Source organism: Enterococcus sp. RTP21361st1_A6_RTP21361_211029 (assembly GCF_040910045.1).
GTDB lineage: Bacteria > Bacillota > Bacilli > Lactobacillales > Enterococcaceae > Enterococcus_D > Enterococcus_D gallinarum.
In genome coordinates this window covers 1-16007 of record NZ_JBDGBK010000078.1, presented here as the reverse complement: position 1 = coordinate 16007, position 16007 = coordinate 1, and the positions used below count along the sequence as shown (strand labels likewise).

13 protein-coding genes are annotated in these 16007 nt (G+C 43.0%); 4 read left to right on the top strand and 9 right to left on the bottom strand.

The annotated features are described in order from the left end of the window. Positions 1-107: 107 nt before the first annotated feature. Genes AB5Z52_RS12695 through AB5Z52_RS12685 form a run of 3 tightly spaced genes read right to left on the bottom strand, consistent with a single transcriptional unit; the run spans position 108 to position 2847 of the window. A complete protein-coding gene (locus AB5Z52_RS12695; protein ID WP_172956424.1) occupies positions 108-236 on the bottom strand; it encodes a FeoB-associated Cys-rich membrane protein in 129 nt (42 codons plus the stop codon). Next, positions 236-2383 (bottom strand): ferrous iron transport protein B, encoded by a 2148-nt coding sequence (feoB, locus tag AB5Z52_RS12690; protein ID WP_287041972.1) that lies wholly within the window; start codon positions 2381-2383, stop codon positions 236-238. The genes AB5Z52_RS12695 and feoB overlap by 1 nt, the downstream gene beginning before the upstream one ends. Beyond that, on the bottom strand, positions 2380-2847 hold the full coding sequence (locus AB5Z52_RS12685) for a ferrous iron transport protein A (protein WP_003127410.1): 468 nt from the start codon (positions 2845-2847) through the stop codon (positions 2380-2382). The genes feoB and AB5Z52_RS12685 overlap by 4 nt, the downstream gene beginning before the upstream one ends. Before the next feature lie 357 nt (positions 2848-3204). On the opposite strand from AB5Z52_RS12685, the gene nrdH reads away from it, so the two are divergent. The 3 genes from nrdH (at position 3205) to nrdF (ending at position 6846) form a co-directional block, all read left to right on the top strand. Next, positions 3205-3429 carry a glutaredoxin-like protein NrdH gene (gene nrdH / locus AB5Z52_RS12680; RefSeq protein WP_003127409.1) on the top strand — a complete coding sequence of 75 codons (225 nt, stop codon included), beginning with the start codon at positions 3205-3207 and terminating at the stop codon, positions 3427-3429. Positions 3430-3527: 98 nt separating this feature from the next. After that, positions 3528-5687, top strand: a complete 2160-nt coding sequence (gene nrdE / locus AB5Z52_RS12675) for a class 1b ribonucleoside-diphosphate reductase subunit alpha (protein WP_003127407.1) — start codon at positions 3528-3530, stop codon at positions 5685-5687. Between the two features lie 190 nt (positions 5688-5877). Further along, positions 5878-6846, top strand: coding sequence for a class 1b ribonucleoside-diphosphate reductase subunit beta (gene nrdF / locus AB5Z52_RS12670; protein ID WP_003127406.1), 969 nt, complete (start codon positions 5878-5880; stop codon positions 6844-6846). A 49-nt stretch (positions 6847-6895) separates the two neighbouring features. On the opposite strand, the gene AB5Z52_RS12665 is transcribed toward nrdF, so the two are convergent. The 6 genes from AB5Z52_RS12665 to AB5Z52_RS12640 form a co-directional block, all read right to left on the bottom strand. Then, positions 6896-7912, bottom strand: a complete 1017-nt coding sequence (locus AB5Z52_RS12665) for an alpha/beta hydrolase (RefSeq protein ID WP_041120415.1) — start codon at positions 7910-7912, stop codon at positions 6896-6898. Between the two features lie 136 nt (positions 7913-8048). Continuing rightward, positions 8049-8765 carry an MIP/aquaporin family protein gene (locus AB5Z52_RS12660; protein ID WP_003127404.1) on the bottom strand — a complete coding sequence of 239 codons (717 nt, stop codon included), beginning with the start codon at positions 8763-8765 and terminating at the stop codon, positions 8049-8051. A 1-nt stretch (position 8766) separates the two neighbouring features. After that, positions 8767-10587, bottom strand: coding sequence for a type 1 glycerol-3-phosphate oxidase (gene glpO, locus AB5Z52_RS12655; RefSeq protein ID WP_287041979.1), 1821 nt, complete (start codon positions 10585-10587; stop codon positions 8767-8769). A gap of 3 nt (positions 10588-10590) precedes the next feature. Then, entirely contained in the window at positions 10591-12111 is a 1521-nt protein-coding gene (glpK, locus tag AB5Z52_RS12650) for a glycerol kinase GlpK (protein WP_003127402.1), read from the bottom strand. Positions 12112-12249: 138 nt separating this feature from the next. Next, the gene (locus AB5Z52_RS12645; RefSeq protein WP_113850144.1) at positions 12250-13689 is read right to left on the bottom strand and encodes a helix-turn-helix domain-containing protein; all 1440 of its coding nucleotides are present in this window, start codon (positions 13687-13689) and stop codon (positions 12250-12252) included. Beyond that, entirely contained in the window at positions 13679-14989 is a 1311-nt protein-coding gene (locus AB5Z52_RS12640) for an FAD/NAD(P)-binding oxidoreductase (protein ID WP_003127400.1), read from the bottom strand. Before AB5Z52_RS12640 ends, AB5Z52_RS12645 begins: the two co-directional genes overlap by 11 nt. A gap of 129 nt (positions 14990-15118) precedes the next feature. Here AB5Z52_RS12640 and AB5Z52_RS12635 point away from each other — a divergent pair, with 129 nt between their 5' ends. After that, on the top strand, positions 15119-15916 hold the full coding sequence (locus AB5Z52_RS12635) for a DUF92 domain-containing protein (protein ID WP_103300579.1): 798 nt from the start codon (positions 15119-15121) through the stop codon (positions 15914-15916). Positions 15917-16007: the final 91 nt, after the last annotated feature.

Here is a 16007-nt window from a genome sequence, read left to right as displayed (position 1 = left end):
ATGTTTTTTAATACCTAAAATAAAAATGGGGCTGAAGAATCAATTCTGATTCATCAGTCCCATAAATTATAGAGCCATAAAACTGGCGTTAGATTCATGGATAATTTTTAGATTTTCTCTTCTTGCTTTACTGGACAGCTTTGATGGCAATCAGAACAACTGCCTTTTTTGACCATTCGATAAAGCACTTTTCCTGCATAGCCAAAGATCACTAGACTTAAAAGAATCGTTGCAATCATTTTTCGCCTCCTACTACTTCTCCGACTACTTGTAATAGTGGTGAATTTTTTTGTTGGGGTCTCTTTATCAGAGCAAACAGCAACAAACCAAGAACAATCAACGCTGCCAAGGTTCCTACTGTCAGTTGCCCTCCTTCAAAGAAGATATGCCCGAATTGGTAAACAATCAGACTTGCACAATAAGCCAGTCCACACTGGTAACTAATAGCCAACCAAGTCCACTTGCTATCCCCCATTTCACGATGGATCGCGCCGATGGCCGCAAAACAAGGGGCACACAATAAGTTAAAAATCAAAAAGGAGTAGGCGGCTACTGGGGTGTAATCGCCTCGCAGCACTTGCCAGATCTCTGTACCGGTTTCAGAAACCCCACTTTGGCCGTACAAAATCCCAAAAGTCCCGATGACATTTTCTTTTGCCACCAATCCTGTAATGGTCGCCACGGCACCTCGCCAAGTGCCCCAGCCTAGTGGCGCAAAAATCGGTGCTAACAAACGGCCGAAAAAGGCTAAGATGCTTTCTTCTTCCCCCACTCGATCAAAGGTAAAGTTGTAGCTAGAAGTAAACCAGATAAAGATACATGCAACGAAGATGATCGTTCCGGCTTTTTTGATGAAGGCTACGGCCCGATCAATCGCACTTTTCAACACGGTTCCTAGTTGCGGCAAATGATAGGCAGGCAGCTCCATGATGAAGGGTGCTGGGTCGCCGGCAAAGAGAGCAGTCTTTTTCAATGCGATACCTGATAAAATAATGGCCCCCATCCCAATGAAATACGCAGAAGGTGCGACCCATGAACTGCTGGGAAAGAACGCCCCGGAAATCAGTGCAATGATCGGCAGCTTTGCAGAACAAGGCATAAATGTCGTGACCATGACCGTCAAACGGCGATCTTTTTCATTTTCAATAGTCCGGCTGGCCATGACCCCAGGTACACCACAGCCAGTAGCGATCAGCATCGGAATGAAAGACTTTCCTGACAAACCAAACTTGCGGAACAAGCGATCCATCACAAAAGCGATGCGTGCCATGTAGCCGCAATCTTCTAATAACGCCAAGCAGAAAAAGAGCACAAAAATTTGTGGAACAAATCCAAGGACAGCCCCGACACCCGCCACGATCCCATCTTGGATCAATTCCTGCAGCCATTGGGCTACTTGCCATTGGTTCATCAGCTGCTGCAGAATATCCGGGACTAAGCTGCCAAACAGGACATCATTGACCCAGTCGGTGCCCATCGTACCGATCGATTGGATGGATAAGAAGTAGATTCCCCACATGAAAAGGGCAAAAATCGGTAGTGCCAGTAGGCGGTGGGTCAACACACGGTCGATTTTGTCGCTTAAGGACAAGCGGTACTCTTCTTCCTTGACTGTTGCTAAAGCTAACAATTGTTGAATGAATCCATACCGTTCGTTTACTATAATTGCATCGCTTTGCTCATCAAAAATCATTTCCGTGATTTTAATGATTTCCGCTAATTCTTTTTCATCGCTCGGAGTCAAAGCGACTTGTTGACGAATCAATTCGTCACCTTCAAACAGCTTGACAGCAATCCAGCGTCGTTTGCTCTCGGGAATTTCAGTTGGCAATAGACCAATGATCTCTGCTAAAGCCGCCTCTAAACGTGAATCGTAGATGACGCTTGACTGACCATTTCCTGCTCTTTTCTTTGCAGCATCGATCAGCTTATTCAGTCCCTGTTGTTTCAAGGCACTGATTCCCACAACCGGTACGCCTAAGCCATAGGCTAGCTTCTCAAAGTTGATCTGGATCCCTTTGCGCTTTAAAAGATCGATCATATTGATTCCCACTATTGTAGGCAGACCCATTTCCAACAATTGTAAAGTGAGGTAGAGATTCCGCTCCAAGTTCGTTCCATCAACGATATCTAAAACCGCATCGATGGGGGCTTCTGCCAAATAATTTCTCGAGATCACTTCTTCAGGAGTATAAGGAGACAATGAATAGATACCCGGCAAATCCTGGATCGTGATTTCTTTGGCTTTACGGAGCTTTCCTGATTTTCGTTCGACTGTCACTCCCGGCCAGTTCCCAACGGTTTGCTTGGCCCCCGTCAGTTGGTTGAAGGTGCTAGTTTTGCCGCTATTGGGATTGCCGACTAATGCGAATTGATAGGTCATTCCTCTACTCCTTTTTCAACAAAGACGAAAGCTGCTTCTTGTTTTCTCAGCGACAATTCATACCCTCTTAAGCGAATCTCGATCGGATCACCTAGTGGCGCTAGTTTCACGATATGAATCGGCACATTCTTGGTGATCCCCATATCCATCAATCGCCGCCGCAAAGCACCAGTCGTTGCAATTTTTACCACCTTGCCCTGCTCTCCTACATGTAATTGATCTAGAGAAGTCAAAACCGTCTGCTGTTGTCTTTCGGACACGTCAATCTGCTCCATGACGCTGGCATCCAATGCGATCCGGTTGTCCCGATGCAAGATGATGCCGCTTTTACAGTTTTTTTGAACCATGAGAATGTCAACGCCTACCCGAAGACCCAAATCATTTAAATGCGCCGTGACGTTCTTTGGTGTCGTGATCGCTTCGATTTGGTATATTCTGGAAGCCTCTGTTTGCGCCATTTTCATGCTTTCTTCCTCCTCTTGTGAAAGATTCCTATTATTTATTCGTTCAATTGAGAATGATTATCATTATAATAGAGCGATTTAGGACTAAAGTCAATCTGTTTCACAGAGGAACTTGAAAGTTCGTTCACAATTCGATTTTTTTTTACTCACATCCATTGCATATTCTCGGATCTTTTTGGCTATAAATCGCGATTTTCTAGGAAAAATCAGCTTTTTTTGGCTGTATAAAAACTGGCTAAACACTATAAATTGTGTATGTAATTTTCACAAGCACTAGATATAGTGTTTTTCCGTTGACTTTCTCCAAGACTTATTTATACTAGATTTATAACTACTACTGACTCGGAGGAAATCATTATGAATATTAAACTATTTTCAAAAAACAACTGTATGCAATGTAAAATGGCAAAACGCTTTTTAAGCGATAATCATATTTCTTTTGAAGAAATCAATATTGACAACCAGCCTGAAGCAATTGAGTTTTTGAAAGAACAAGGATTCCAAAGCGTTCCGATCATCACTTCTGATGCACAAACAATCATTGGCTTCCGTCCGGATCAATTACGTCAATTGGCCAGCTAAGCAGTAACTTAACCAATGTGTTTTTGGAGGATTTGTCAGTCGTCAAGACCTGCAGATCCTTTTTTATACGATCAAAACAAGGAAAGAGGTTGCTTTTTATGAGCTTGAAAGAAATCAAAGATGTAAGCTATTTTAAATTGAACAATGAAATCAACCGCCCCGTTGATGGACAGATCCCTCTACACAAAGATAAAGAAGCCCTGGCGGCTTTTTTCAAAGAAAATGTTGAGCCAAATACGATGACTTTCGATTCAGTCACTGACAAAATCGATTACTTGATTGAACATGACTACTTAGAAGAAGCTTTCATTCGTAAGTATCGTCCTGCGTTTATCGAAGAACTTTATCAGTTTCTGTCGGAACAGCATTTTACCTTCAAGTCCTTCATGGCAGCGTACAAATTTTATTCTCAATATGCATTGAAAACTAATGATGGAACAGCCTATTTGGAAAGCTATGAGGACCGTGTAGCATTCAATGCCCTCTATTTTGCAGATGGAGATGAAGAATTAGCTTTGGCTTTGGCTGATGAAATGATCTATCAGCGTTATCAGCCGGCAACACCTTCTTTTTTGAATGCTGGCCGCAAACGTCGAGGCGAATTGGTTTCTTGTTTCCTGATCCAGTTGACCGACGATATGAACGCAATCGGTCGGGGGATCAATTCCGCATTGCAACTTTCTCGAATCGGCGGCGGCGTGGGAATCACGTTGTCTAACCTACGGGAAGCTGGTGCGCCAATCAAAGGCTACGAAGGCGCTGCCAGTGGTGTGATGCCGGTCATGAAATTGTTCGAAGATAGCTTTAGCTACTCCAATCAACTCGGGCAGCGGCAAGGTGCTGGTGTCGTTTATCTCAACGTGTTCCATCCAGACATCATCAGTTTCCTATCTGCCAAAAAAGAAAATGCGGATGAAAAAATCCGGGTCAAGACTCTTTCTCTTGGTGTGATCGTTCCTGATAAATTCTATGAATTGACCCGTAAAAATGAAGACATGTATTTATTCAGCCCATACAGTGTCGAAAAAGAATACGGTATTCCGTTCTCTTACATCGACATCACAAAAGAATACGACAATTTAGTCATGAATCCTAACATTCGTAAAACAAAAATCAAAGCTCGGGACCTTGAAAATGAAATTTCGAAATTGCAGCAAGAATCTGGCTATCCTTACATCATCAATATTGATACCGCCAATCGTTCCAACCCAATCGATGGCAAAATCATTATGAGTAACCTTTGTTCAGAGATCCTGCAAGTTCAAGAACCTTCTGTAATCAACGGCAAACAAGAATATGAAGTGCTTGGCACCGACATTAGTTGCAATCTTGGTTCAACAAACATCGTCAATTTGATGGACAGTCCTGATTTTGGAAAATCCGTCCGTGCCATGACCCGCGCATTGACTTTTGTTACAGATGCTTCTGACATCGACGTTGTTCCTTCTATTCAAAATGGAAATGCGTTGAACCATACGATTGGTTTAGGTGCAATGGGCTTGCATACCTATTTTGCGAAGAATCAAATGGAATATGGTTCTCCTGAATCATTAGAATTCACAGACTTATACTTTATGTTGCTCAACTACTGGACACTTGTAGAAAGCAATAACATCGCCAAAGAACGGGGCGAAGTGTTCCATAACTTTGAGAAATCAGCTTATGCGGATGGCAGCTATTTCACAGACTATATCACAGGGGATTACCAACCAAAATCAGACAAAATCAAAGCGTTGTTCGACGGTGTCTTTATTCCTTCTGGAGAAGATTGGGCCGCATTGGCAGAAGCAGTCAAAAAAGACGGCTTGTACCACCAAAACCGTTTAGCCGTTGCGCCAAATGGTTCTATCTCTTATATCAATGATACAAGTGCGAGTATCCATCCAATCACACGAATGATCGAAGAACGGCAAGAAAAGAAAATTGGGAAGATTTACTATCCTGCACCTTACTTGAGCAATGATACGATTGGTTACTATCGCTCAGCCTATGATATGGATATGCGTAAAGTTATCGATGTTTATGCAACTGCACAAAAACACGTGGATCAAGGAATGAGTATGACCCTCTTCATGCGCTCAGATATTCCAGAAGGGCTCTATGAATGGAAAGAAACCAGTAAACAGACAACCCGTGACTTGAACATTCTGCGTCATTATGCGTTCCATAAAGGGATCAAATCGATTTATTATGTACGGACCTTTACGGATGACGCAGAAGAAATCGGCAGCAATCAATGCGAAAGCTGTGTGATTTAATCACGCACGCTAAGCTAAGCACTGACTAAGAACAAAAAAACTACCTGATTGAATCAAATGTCTTCACCAAAGCATGATCGAGATGGATTAGAGATCCTCCCGAAAGGTTGAAGGCATTTGCGACTGACAATCAGGTAGGCTCCTTTTGTTCTTGTCTCTGGTATCAAGACTACTATTGGAGGAACCTAAGATGGGCAAAACTTATTATGAAGCAATCAACTGGAATGCGATTGAAGACATCATCGATAAATCAACTTGGGAAAAGCTGACAGAACAATTCTGGCTAGATACGCGTATTCCATTATCCAATGATTTAGATGATTGGCGGACACTTTCAGATCTAGAAAAAACAACGGTTGGTTATGTATTTGGCGGGCTAACACTGCTCGATACGGTTCAATCAGAAAGCGGAATGGATCAGCTGCGTAAAGACGTACGCACGCCCCATGAAGAAGCTGTTTTGAACAATATTCAATTCATGGAATCTGTCCATGCCAAAAGTTATTCTTCTATCTTTAGCACATTGAATACAAAAGCCGAGATCGATGAAATCTTTGAATGGACCAATACGAATCCCTATCTGCAAAAAAAAGCAGAACGTATCAATGAGATCTATAAGAACGGGACTCCCCTTGAAAAGAAAATTGCGAGTGTTTTTCTAGAAACGTTTCTTTTTTATTCCGGTTTTTATACACCGCTCTATTATTTAGGCAATAATAAATTGGCTAACGTTGCAGAGATCATTAAACTGATTATCCGTGATGAATCGGTACATGGAACGTATATCGGCTACAAATTCCAATTAGGTTTCAATGAGCTTCCTGAAGAAGAACAACAGCGTTTGAAGGACTGGATGTACGATTTGTTGTATGAATTGTATGAAAATGAAGAACGGTACACCGAAGAATTGTATGACGCGATCGGCTGGACGGAAGAAGTCAAAACCTTCTTGCGCTACAATGCAAACAAAGCATTGATGAACTTAGGCCAAGATCCCCTGTTTCCAGATACGGCCAATGATGTCAATCCGATCGTAATGAATGGTATCTCTACCGGAACCAGCAATCACGATTTCTTCTCTCAAGTGGGGAATGGCTATCTATTAGGAACGGTAGAAGCAATGAAAGATGATGACTATTTCATCGGTCTAGGAGATTAAAAAAAGTTGACCTTTTATTAGGGTCAACTTTTTTTCGCGTTTTGAAGCCTTACAGCATCACATTTTTAAGGAAGTCGAGGGTTTCATCCAAACATTTCTTTGATTCTTCTAGCGAATAATCAAATTGGTATTCATGATTGACTGCCTCAGGAACATCTTTGTAAAAGAGAGATTTAACTGGCACATCTAGCTCTTGAAGCTTCTGATCAAAAGCGATTCCTTGATCCTGGAAAGAATAGGCATTGCCATCCGTGATATAGGTTGGCGGAAGTTCTTTGGTCAATTTATTGACTAATGACACTTGCTGCAATTCCTTACTGTTTTTCCAATCTTTGGTTCCTAATAAAGACCACGCGACTGTTTTAACAAAGAATTTCATGAAGCGATCATCAGAAGTTTGATGAGCCATTTGCTTCAAGTCAACAGGTCCGCAATAAGAAATGAATCCTTTTATATCTCCTGATGGGATCACTTGCGTCATCTTCATATCTTTGGCGTAATCCGAATTGGTTTGGATCGCTAAGAATTGCCCAGCAATCTGTGAGCCGGCAGAGTCTCCACCAAAAATGACTTTTTTAAAGTCTAACATTGGATATTGCGCTGCCTCTTTCTTGATCGATTGATAGGCTTGATTGATTTGTTTGACTTGCCCTGGGTATTCTAGACTAGGAGCCCACTCATAGTTCAATGAAACCACTGCCACTTGTCCGCGATCTGCTAAGTAGGTCGCAAATTCTTTGGCCCCTTCCTTATCACCACCGACGTAACCACCACCATGCACCCAGAAAACAACTGGTACTTTCGAAGCACCTTGGGGATAATAGAGGTCAAATGTACTACGATCATAGTCAGAAGTATAGGTCAGATCATTTTTTACCGTCACATGAGGCAAACTTTTTTGATACGCGGTTTCATCTGTGATCTTCACCTCGTCATTAAACATTTTTCCAATCAGATAGGCCCCTGGACGAGGCGACACTTGAAAAGCAATCAGTACGACTAGTGCTAGTGTTACTAGAATACCGACAAGCCATAAACAAACACGCAAAATTTTTTTCACATACATGCTCCTTTGCTCTTTTTTCAGCTTCTTTATTTAACCACTTTCGCTGGAAGAATTCAATCAAACGAAGGAATTTATCAAAAAAAAGAAACGATAGCCATCTAGCAGATCGCTATCGTTTAAAAGATCAATGAGTCAATTAGAGCGGTAAAATCATGAATAGTCCGGCTGCCAATGCTGCACCGATAAAAGGTCCAATGATTGGTACAAACGCATATCCCCAGTCAGATGTTCCTTTATTTTTGATGGGCAAAATTTGATGGGCGATCCGCGGACCTAAATCTCGAGCTGGGTTGATGGCATATCCTGTCGGTCCGCCTAAAGAAAGACCGATCGCCAAAATCAAGATTCCGACTACGATTGGGTTCAAGCCATCCGTAAAGGTATTTGCACCAAATGCCAACAAGCCAAATACTAAAACAAACGTACCGATCACTTCGGTCATCGTATTCGCGGCTAAGTTACGAACGGCAGGTCCAGTGGCAAATGTCCCTAAAATAGCGCCTTGATCTTCTGTTTCATCCCATAACGGCAAGTAATTGAGCCAAACAAGAATTGCACCGACGATCCCGCCTGCTAACTGTGCTAACATGAAAGGTACCGCCAATCCCCAAGAAAAATTACCCGTCATTGCCATTCCCAACGTTACAGCAGGGTTCAAATGGGCAGGTCCCATGAAACCAGAGGCATAAACAGCAATCGTCACAGCTGTTGCCCAGCCTGTCGCGATCACGATCCAGCCGGAAGCTTCTGCTTTACTCTTTTTAAGGTTGACTGCCGCACAAACACCATCCCCCAGTAAAACTAAAATTGCCGTTCCCAGAAATTCACTAAAGATTTGTGTTGCATCACTCATATCATTCTCCTCCTTTTAAGGCACTCAAATCTGATTCCGCAATTACTTGATCCAATTCTTCGGCATACATTTGCTTGTCTGCAGCTGTCCATTCAAAATAATCCGCCATTGCATCGATCACACCAACTTTGATCTGATCCAACGTATCTCGCATAAAGAGAACATGATTGGTTCGTCGCAATAAATAATCCACAGGGGTCAGAACCAGTTCTTCTTGCAAGGCATAATTCAATGCCGTGCTTTCTTTTTCGTCCAGCCCCGCAAACGTGGTTTTATAGGTAAGGACTATCGGTAAGTTTGAACCGTAAAGATCGGCCAAGTATCGCGCATCTTCAGGGGAAAAACCGGCAGCTTCGGCGGTTTTCGCCAATTGCGCCAGTTCGTCCTCGACATTGGTCGGATCAATTTCGCCGCCAGACACCGGATAACGCGTGGAATCCACTAATTCAAACTGCTGCCCTTTTGCAGCCAGTAATTCATTGATTCGTTTGACGGCGCCTTCAGCCATTAACCGATAATCTGTAATCTTGCCCCCGGCCAGTGTCAACAGTCCGTCTTGAGACATTTCCAAGCTGCTGCCCCGAGAAACTTGTGAAGGATCCACACTGCTGGCTTCTAGACGTTCCTCTGCTTGTTTGATCGCCCTTTCGACTTGCGGGCGTTTGCGGTGATCGTCCAAATACGCTTCTACAGTTTGCACGATTTGATCAAAGCTTTCATCCGAAAGTTTGCTCTTAGCTCCGCCGTTGTAATCAGAACCGCCATTAGCCGTGATCAGCGGGCGTAACCCCGCCCAGCTAGCTTCAATATCATCCAGTTGGATCGCAGCTTCTGGAAAGCGATGGTTGATGATCTCTAAAAGATAATCGACGTCTTCTTGCGTAACAGTCGGATGGGAAAAATCGCCCGTGTAATCCGTATCTGTCGTACCAAAATACGTCTTGTTCTCCCTAGGAACCACAAAAACCATCCGACCATCATTCTTGCCAGTATCAAAATAAGTTGGCTGAGGTACTTTCAGCTTTTCACGATCCACCACTAAATGGACACCTTTGGTTGGGCGCATTTGCGGCGGTAAGTTATCATTGCTATCTAATTCTCGAACGATATCAGACCATGGTCCAGTGGTATTGATCACAACTTTCGCATGGATGGCGAATTGTTCTTTCGTTAATTGATCTTCTACTTGAACACCATTGATTTTTCCTTGTTCATCATGAAGCATACCGACAACTTTGGCTTTGCTGATCATTGCAGCACCATCTTGATGGGCCCGTTTGATATTTTCGATCACTAAACGGGCATCGTTGTTGCGGAAATCCAGATAGACTCCGCCTCCGGTCAAGTTCTCATGTTGCAGTTGCGGTTCTCGTTCCAATACTTCTTCTTTCGTCAACGTATAATTGGCATATTTACTATCTGTTACATTTGCCAGACGATCATACAAATCCATGGCAATCTTGACAGAAAAAAGATTGAAGGTTGCACCGGGCTCATCGTAGATAGGTAAAAGCATGGGATCTGGTTTAGGAATATGGGGAGCGATCTGTTGCACGATCGCTCGTTCCCTCACTGTATCTGCCACAACTTCGACATCAAATGTTTTCAAATAGCGGATGCCCCCATGAACCAGTTTCGTCGAACGAGAGGAGGTTCCTTCAGCAAAATCCTGCATTTCTACCAAAATCGTTTTCATGCCGGCAGCTGCCGTTTGCACGGCGACTCCAGCACCAGTGATTCCGCCACCAATGATCAATACATCATAGGTCGTATTTTTTGCTTCTGCTAGGGCTTGTTGCCGATCTTTATAAGAAAAAGTCATGGCTTACTCGCCTTCTTTCTTCACTTTGAATTTAAACATCTGAGTCGCTGCCACTGCTTGTTTCCATCCTTCATAAAGGTTCTCACGTTCATCAGCTGGCATTTCTGGTGTAAAGAGTTGACCATCTTCTGCCATTGCTTTCAATTCGTCGAGGTCTTTCCAGAAGCCGACGGCCAAGCCAGCTAAATAAGCCGCCCCCAGTGCTGTCGTTTCAAGATTGGCTGCCCGTTGTACTTCAATATCTAAGATATCTGCTTGGAATTGCATCAAAAGATCATTTTTAGCAGCCCCGCCATCCACTTTCAACAATGGGATATCGATCCCTGAATCTTTTTTCATGGTATCGATGACATCCTTCGATTGATAAGCGACAGCCTGCAAAGTCGCCCGCACGAAGTCTTCTTTCGTTGTCCCGCGGGTCAAGCCAAAAACTGCTCCCCGAGCATCAGAATCCCAATAAGGTGCACCTAATCCCGTAAAGGCTGGTACGACATAGACTTCATTGTCGCCAGTCGCTTTTGCCGCTAATTCTTCAGATTGCGGAGACGTCTCGATCATACGTAAGCCATCCCGCAACCATTGGATCGCTGAGCCGGCAACAAAAATACTACCTTCCAATGCGTAGTATACTTTACCATTGATTCCATAGCCGATCGTGGTCAACAGATCATTGTCGGATAATTGTGGTTCCTCTCCGGTATTCATAACGATAAACGCCCCTGTACCGTACGTATTTTTGATCATGCCTTTTTCAAAAGCCATTTGCCCAAAGAGAGCAGCCTGTTGGTCCCCTGCCATCCCAGCAATCGGTACTTCACTGCCATAAAAATGATAGCTGCGAGTATGGCCGTAAACTTCGGAGTTGCTTTTGACTTCCGGCAACATGGATGCTGGAATATTTAACAAATCCAAAATTTCTTGATCCCATTCTAAACGATGGATGTTATAAAGCATGGTCCGACTCGCATTGGAGTAATCCGTCACATGGACTTGCCCATCTGTCAGTTTCCAGACAAGCCACGAATCAATGGTACCGAATAGTAGATCCCCATTCTCTGCTTTTTCTTGTGCACCTTCCACATTATCAAGCAGCCAGCGGATTTTCGTAGCAGAGAAGTAAGCATCGATCACTAACCCTGTCTTTTCATGGATCATGTCTGTATGTCCGTCGGCTTTCAATTGGTCAGCAATCGGAGAAGATTGGCGCGATTGCCAAACGATCGCATTGGCGATCGGTTGACCGGTATTTTTATCCCAAACAACTGTTGTTTCCCGTTGGTTGGTAATCCCGATTCCGGCGATTGCTTCAGGTCGAATCCCAGATTCGATAAAGGCTCCCGCGATAACTGATTGAACAGAGTTCCAGATTTCATTGGCATTGTGTTCTACCCAACCAGATTTTGGAAAATATTGGGGAAATTCCTTTTGCGAACTACCGACATTTTGTCCGTTGCGGTCAAAAATAATTGCTCTTGAGCTTGTAGTTCCTTGATCGATTGCCATAATATAGTTTTTCTCTGCCATGTTTCTCTCTCCTTTTAAATGGTTGATTTATTCTTTTGATACCGTTTTCTTACATTTATCTTACTCGAATTACCTGTAGTGATCTCGTCAACTTTTTAGAGATTTTCTAAGAAATTGACGAAATCTGGAAAAACGCCATTAGTTGAAGCGTTCGCGAATCATCTTTTTGATTTTTTCTCGATCGTAAGTCGTCCCTAACTCACTGATCCGATATGTAGGAATCGATGTTTCAATCGGATAATTCGTCAAGATCAGATCATAGTCTTGTTCTTTAGCATAGCGCTCAACGACGACCCCATTCAAATTTTTTAAGTACAGCAGCCACATATAAAAGACTGCCTCTTTGAAAAGTGCATCCATATTCAACGCGATGCCTACCCGAAATTCCCGATTGATTTGGTAATCAATGATCGTCAGGACACTCAAATATTTGACCATGGTCATCATATACAATGTATTTTCTTCTGATGCTTCCAGCTTCATTTCTTGTACAGCAGTATTCAATAAACGTTCACTGATCTGGCGAATATTACGACTTGAGAGTTTTGCTTCTAATTGCCAAATATTTTCTCGATCAAAAACTTCGACATCTCCTTTGAAAAAATACAAACGACTATGGATCTGAGAAAGATGAAAATAACAATTGGCTTCGATTTCTTGCGGGACAGCCGGTCGATACAAATGCAGGATATGTTCCAAGATCAGCGTATCGGTAAGTGCTGTCGGCGTAAATCGGGAGCGTTGCAGCATGTACTGGCGAAAATCTTGTTCAGAGAAAACGGAAAAGGAAAGCAAGAAAACAAAATGGAGCATCGCCTCTTCTTCACGAACTTCCAGTGCATAATGCCCAAAACTGCGAAAGACAAGTTCCCGCAGTTGCTGATACAATGGATCTTTCTCATAAAATGCCATGTTTTCCCGTAGTCTTTGAAACGATTGTCCGGGCGCTTTTAAACGATACTTCATGATCTTCAGCCACAAACTGACCCGTTGCTGTGCTTCCTCGGTAAAGGTCAGATTGAGCCCACGAGCGATCAGTCCCACAAATTTTGTATCAATCGGTAATGGCTGACTCTTGAAAGAATTTAAGTACCAAAGCAGCTGAAAATAAAAATAGCGAATCTGAGCTTCTTCCCCCATGAGTTTCCCCTGCCAAATCTCTAATCCGAATTCTGCCAACACTTGATTCAATTCTTTGATTTTGCGAAACAGGGAGGATTCACTAATCATTAATTTTTGCGCTAACGGAATCGTGGCGATTTCTTGATTGATCAATACATGTTCCAGCACTTGAAATTTGATCGACGAGTGGTAGAACACATATTCAATCTGATTCAACGAGAACTCTGGGCTCGTTTCTAGAACTAATGATGAACCTTGATAAAAAAGATGGCATTGATCAGAATAAGGAGCTAAATATAGAAATAACTCATCAACATATTTTTCTAAGGATGGTTTGCTGATCCTAAGGTAAGCAGCCATCTCATGAAGCTCTAGTTTACCTCCAACTAGAAGCAGCTTTTTCAGTAGCTGTAATTGCTTGGCTTCTTTTTTTTCTAATAATTGTTCAAATTTCATTGGCAGCACTTCCTAAAGCAATCGCATTGGACAGTTCAAAGACATCAGTAAAATGAGGATGAAAAAAGAAATCTTTTTGCGCTAACTCTGACAATGTGCTCTCCTTTTCAATGGCAAATGCCAGCAGGTTGATTTTTTCTAAGAGATTGTACTTTGACAGTAACTGAGCGCCCAATACTTGCCCGCTTGTCTTGGCAATGATCAGTTTCCCGTGGATCGGTGTGTCATCTACTAATGAAGCTTTAGCGGTAAATTTTTTGACGGTAATTTCTTGTTCATAAAAGAAGCGATCTGATTCAGTCATTCCTGTACTAGCCAGATACCAGCCAAACAGATGGGTTCCCACTGTCCGTAAGCCGCCGCGAAAAGGTTCTTTTTTCTCTTGCAAATTATGCGCAGCAGCGATTCCGGAACGAACTGCATTGTTTACTAATGGCATATAAGCCGTATCCCGTGTAATTGGACTGTAGATCTGAATCAAGTCACCGACAGCAAAAATACCCTTTTCGGAAGTTTCCAAATAAGCATCCGTCCAAATCGTATGATCACTGTGCAAGCGCAGCTGCTGAAATGCTGGGTGCGGCCGCGGTCGGACATTGACGGTCGTCAATGCAAGCGCGCTGAGCAATGTCCGATTGGCGGTCTCCACTCGGAAGCCTGTTTCCGTGGATTCAATGGCAATGGTAGGTTCTGCCAGATAAAGCTGCAGATTTTTTATTTGTGCTAATTCATCTAAAAAAGGAGCCAGAAACGATTGATCAAAATATTTGAATAAAGGATACGTCATTGATTCCACTAGTTGGACTTGTTTTCCTAGCGTCGTTAATGTGTTGGCTGCTTCCATACCTGCTTGTCCAGCCCCAACGATCGTAATCGTTTCTGCCTGATCTAATTCCTGAATAAATTGCTTGGCAGCGCCGTAATCTTTATAGGTCAATGCGGCTTCATTCATCGGTAAGAGAATTTCTGATTCTTGTGCAGATCCTGCTGCTAAGATCAACCGATCATAAGCGATTCTGCGCTGATCTGTTTGAACGAAATGGTTCTTAGGATCAAGTTTCAACATTGTTTCTTGCAATGCTACTTGAATGTCCAACTGCTCAAGCTGTTCCTTGGAGCAAAAGAATGCGTCTTGCAACGAAGGAATCTTGCCTTCTAAATACAGTAGCATCCCGCTGGGAATAAACCCGATATGGGCTTTTTTTTCAATCAATACGATTTCAGATTCTGGATAGATTTTGCGTGCTTCGATGGCGCAGCTGATCCCTCCGAATGAACCGCCGATGATCACGATTTTCATACACTCACCTCTTAGTCTAAGCTTAAATGAAACGCTCTCATTTGACGAGCAAAATGCTGTCAGCAACGAAAAAAAGCTACATACAAGTTTGCTTTATGCTAAACTGATGAAAAAAGCGAGGTGGAAGCTGTGGTCTTTTTCTATCAATTTTTACTGGGACTGATCTGTAGTGCGTTTGTAGCAGGATCCGCTTTTATTTTGCAGTGGTTGTCTTTATCCGGTGCTTTAGCAGCTGCCTTAAGTGGGACGATCATCATTGCTTTGGGACCTTGGTTCAGTATCTTTTTAGTTGGTTTCTTTTTTGCCAGCTCTGGGATCATCAATCACTTAAAGAAAAAAAACTCAGCCGATGATCTGGTGATCAAAGGTGCGCGCCGCGATGCCATCCAAGTGCTGGCTAATTTATCGCCTAGTTTATTGGCATTGATCGGTTACGCCTCTTTCAACAATGAGAACTATCTCTGGGCATTTATTGTCGGGATCGCTAGCTGTACCGCCGACACTTGGGGATCAGAGATCGGTGTTTTGAGCAAAAAGGCACCCCGAAATCTCTTAACGGGAAAAAAATTACCTGCGGGTCTTTCTGGCGGTGTCAGCCTCCTAGGTACCATTGCTTCTTTTGCGGGCAGCGGCGGTATCGTTTTACTTCTGGCGATCTGTCTCTGGCTCAGCGGCCAACCGCTCTCTTTGACAGCATTGATTTGGGTACTCTTGTTAGGATTTAGCGGTAGTATAATCGATAGTTTATTGGGAGCAACGATTCAAGTACGTTACCAATGCACGGTTTGTCATCAATTTACCGAACAAAAAAGCCATCACCAGCAGCCAACGAAAAAAGTGCATGGCTATGCTTTGATCACAAATGAAGCAGTCAACTTTCTTAGCAATCTAGCGATTGTCGGGATCGCATGTTTCTTTCCTAACTAAAAAAGTACTGCCAAATGAAGCGACCCCCAAAAGTTAGACCAAAAAATCTAACTTTTGGGGGTCGTTATTTGTATGGCAAAATATCCTTTTG

Excerpts from the sequence above, each read along its gene's own strand:
- feoB (WP_287041972.1), bottom strand. The coding sequence starts at position 2,383 with ATGACCTATCAATTCGCATTAGTCGGCAATCCCAATAGCGGCAAAACT.
- AB5Z52_RS12685 (WP_003127410.1), bottom strand. The coding sequence starts at position 2,847 with ATGAAAATGGCGCAAACAGAGGCTTCCAGAATATACCAAATCGAAGCG.
- nrdH (WP_003127409.1), top strand. The coding sequence starts at position 3,205 with ATGAATATTAAACTATTTTCAAAAAACAACTGTATGCAATGTAAAATG.
- nrdE (WP_003127407.1), top strand. The coding sequence starts at position 3,528 with ATGAGCTTGAAAGAAATCAAAGATGTAAGCTATTTTAAATTGAACAAT.
- nrdF (WP_003127406.1), top strand. The coding sequence starts at position 5,878 with ATGGGCAAAACTTATTATGAAGCAATCAACTGGAATGCGATTGAAGAC.
- AB5Z52_RS12665 (WP_041120415.1), bottom strand. The coding sequence starts at position 7,912 with ATGTATGTGAAAAAAATTTTGCGTGTTTGTTTATGGCTTGTCGGTATT.
- AB5Z52_RS12660 (WP_003127404.1), bottom strand. The coding sequence starts at position 8,765 with ATGAGTGATGCAACACAAATCTTTAGTGAATTTCTGGGAACGGCAATT.
- glpO (WP_287041979.1), bottom strand. The coding sequence starts at position 10,587 with ATGACTTTTTCTTATAAAGATCGGCAACAAGCCCTAGCAGAAGCAAAA.
- glpK (WP_003127402.1), bottom strand. The coding sequence starts at position 12,111 with ATGGCAGAGAAAAACTATATTATGGCAATCGATCAAGGAACTACAAGC.
- AB5Z52_RS12645 (WP_113850144.1), bottom strand. The coding sequence starts at position 13,689 with ATGAAATTTGAACAATTATTAGAAAAAAAAGAAGCCAAGCAATTACAG.
- AB5Z52_RS12640 (WP_003127400.1), bottom strand. The coding sequence starts at position 14,989 with ATGAAAATCGTGATCATCGGCGGTTCATTCGGAGGGATCAGCTGCGCC.